This window comes from Caulobacter sp. S45 (assembly GCF_903642205.1).
Classification (GTDB): Bacteria; Pseudomonadota; Alphaproteobacteria; order Caulobacterales; family Caulobacteraceae; genus CAHJWH01.
Genome location: NZ_CAHJWH010000250.1, coordinates 1 through 2,923, shown reverse-complemented (window position 1 = coordinate 2,923; position 2,923 = coordinate 1). Strand labels below are relative to the sequence as shown.

Below are 2,923 nucleotides of genomic sequence, written 5' to 3'. Positions count from 1 at the left end.
GATCTTCCCATCTCGCCGCGGAGCTGCAGGTGTCGCCTCCCGGTTCGACAGCGTGCCGACCCTGGGTCACCGGTCTCCAGACGAGTTCATCGGCTACGAGGAGAGCGGCCTCCCTCCCGTGAGTGGGCGGCCCGACAGATTTGGGGCGTCACAAGAGGCACGATTGCGCGTGTTTGGCTCTTCTCGGACGCTGGGAGGCCCGCTTGTCAGCACCTGCTCCGCACGGCATCATGGAGCGGAGTTGCGCCCGAGCAGACGTTATCTTCGCGCCAGTAACTGGACCTTCGAAAGAGCTTCGCCTCGATAGGCTAACGCATCTATAAATGCACGTCGCGAACTCTGGTCGCGCGCTGTCTTGCTGCTTTGCGGACCGCTGCGGCTTGTCCGCGTGGCTGAGGCTTGTCCGCGTGTTAGAAGAATTTAATGCGAGGCGCGTGCAAATTGGAACGCCAGCGGACAAGGTCAGCGAAATGCGGCAGGTCGAGGAGTTCGGGGACATCAGAAATCAGGGGTTCTGCGTGCATTGCGGAGGCCTAAATGAGACCAACGATCATATGCCGTCGAAGGTCTTCCTCGACAAACCCTACCCGGAGAATCTGCCGGTCAGCCCTGCCTGTGCCAAATGCAACGAGGGTTTCTCTCGTGACGAGGAATACCTCGCCTGCCTCCTGGAGTGCGTCATCGCTGGCGAGGTGAACCCTGACGGGATCGGCCGCGAGAGCATCAGCCGGAAGCTGCGAAACCAGCCCGCTCTCGCCGCCCGGCTCGCCGCAGCGCGGCGGCTGGACGGCGAAACGGTCGCCTGGGACGCCGAGACAGACCGCGTGCGCAGTGTGCTGGTCAAGCTCGCGCGTGGTCACGCTGCTTTCGAGCTCAACGAGCCGCAACTGGACGCCCCGCTATCAGTGCGGTTCGCTCCCCTTACGTCGTTGACTCCGGACCAGCGCGACGCCTTCGAACAGGAGCAAGTCGCCCCGGCGATCTGGCCTGAGGTCGGCAGCCGGGCCATGAGCCGCCTCATGGTGGTGGGCGACGAGGTCTTTGAGGAAGGGTGGCTCCTGGTCCAGGAAGATCGATATCGCTACCGGGTCCTCCAAGACGATGGGCTGCGGGTGAAGATCGTCATTCGGGAATACCTGGCGGCGGAGGTGCAGTGGAAGTAAAGCCGTCAGAGGGGGAACTCGTCGGCGAGGCTGCCCGACAGCTTTCCGTCGGCTCGGTTTGACGGCTGACGAGCTGCCACGTGCGGAAGGCGGAACGAACGATCGCCAATCTGAAGGCGGCCTATCTCAAACGCACCGCCGATGTATGGGAGGGACGAGAAAGGGAACTCGTCATTGAGATGGTGCGAGGCCTCGATGAGGCCGCCTTCGCCTTCCAGATGGCGCCCAATCAGGCAGAGCTTCGAAGGACGGACAGCCACCGGCATCTCATGCTCATGGGCGCGGCAGCTGGCCTCCGCCCGTTTCTGGAAGGGTTGCGGAACGCTCCTGGCGGCGTGCCCTGGGGGCCGACTTCGAGAGAACGGGCCGCGCTTGCGGACCAGCACCTGGCAAACTGTGGCACTTTCGCCTACGTCCAGCGCGTTGCGGAGCTTGAACGCTTCGGCTTGGCCAATGCCACCTTTATTGCCGACGACCATCTGGTGTTGGAGGCTCCGTCCGCGGCGGAGGAAGCCGACGAACTGCATGCTGGCCTGCGCTTGTCGGAAATCGCGCGGCGGCCATTTCGAGAACAGCAACGAAGACTTGCGGCGCGCAAACCCTACATTGCGAAGCTGCTCGACCAATATGTCTACCCTGTCGACGGCTGGTTCATCGGATACGACAACACCGAGGAGCTGGTCGCCTACCATCGCGAGTTCGCGCGGATACGGGCGACCGGGATCGCCGAGGCTGAGGCACTGCCGCCCGACGCGCTACTGGGCGGCCGCCCGTTTTCGGAGTGGAACGAGGCGTCGGTGATAGCGTACGGAGCGGTCCTGCAGCACATCGCCTTCGCCACGCGCCTTGGGGCGACCACGCCTGGGCTGCAGCTTCGCAATCTCCTGACGATCTTCGCCCGCAAGGACGACATCTCGGCGGTCTGGCAGGAGCGGGGCGAGGACACCGCTTGGTCCTCGCGGCTGTTGGCGGCGCTGACGCTAGAGGCGGATTCGGCGCTGAAGTGCGAACGGAACCACGAAATCCCACTCCCCTATTACATCGACTTCGGCAGGGACTTCGTCCTGCTGCCGATGTTCGGCGGCCTCATGAATCCCTGTGCTGGCCTCGTCTGGCACGTGCGCTCGGAATTTCGCCCTGACTGGGACCGAGCGGTCGATGGTCGGAAGGCTCGGTTTCGCGACGACCTTCGATCGCTCTTCCCCGCTCCCCGCTACGTCGTCCCTACTAAAAGCGCGGTGCTGAAACGATCGGACGGTAGCCGTCTCACCGATATCGACGCCATGGTTCTCGATCGTTCCACCGGTGAACTCGTTCTGGTTCAGTTAAAATGGCCAGATCTTCACGGCCGCTCGCTCGCCGAGCGCAACAGCCGGCGACTGAACCTGCTCAAGGCCAACGAGTGGGTCGAGAAGGTCGCTGGTTGGGTGGACGGCCGCAGCGCCCACGATGTTGGAGCCCACCTGGGCTTGGAGGGCGCAGGCGGGCGGCCGCCGGTACTCCTGGTGCTCGCGCGCCACGCCGCACGCTTCACCGGCGAAAAGGGATACGACCCCAGAGCGCGATGGGTGAGCTGGCCCGGCTTCGTCCAGGCTTACGGCAGGTCGCCGAAGGCCGGCATCGTCTCGGCGCTACGACGGCCACGCAGTGGCACCCAGGGGAGCACCGCCCCGACCGTCTCGACCCACCAGCTTCCCGGCCTCAAGGTAGAGGTCCGCGTGCATTGACCGTCAGCCACCTCGCGCGACCCGCAGGGTATG

General features: G+C 64.3%; 2 protein-coding genes. Both read left to right on the top strand.

Translation table 11 applies throughout. From position 1 onward, the window contains the following. Window positions 1-470 precede the first annotated feature (470 nt). Window positions 471-1,163 (top strand): hypothetical protein, encoded by a 693-nt coding sequence (locus HUV06_RS15665; protein ID WP_174302170.1) that lies wholly within the window; start codon window positions 471-473, stop codon window positions 1,161-1,163. Window positions 1,164-1,243: 80 nt separating this feature from the next. Continuing rightward, window positions 1,244-2,890 (top strand): hypothetical protein, encoded by a 1,647-nt coding sequence (locus tag HUV06_RS15660; protein WP_174302169.1) that lies wholly within the window; start codon window positions 1,244-1,246, stop codon window positions 2,888-2,890. Window positions 2,891-2,923 lie beyond the last annotated feature (33 nt).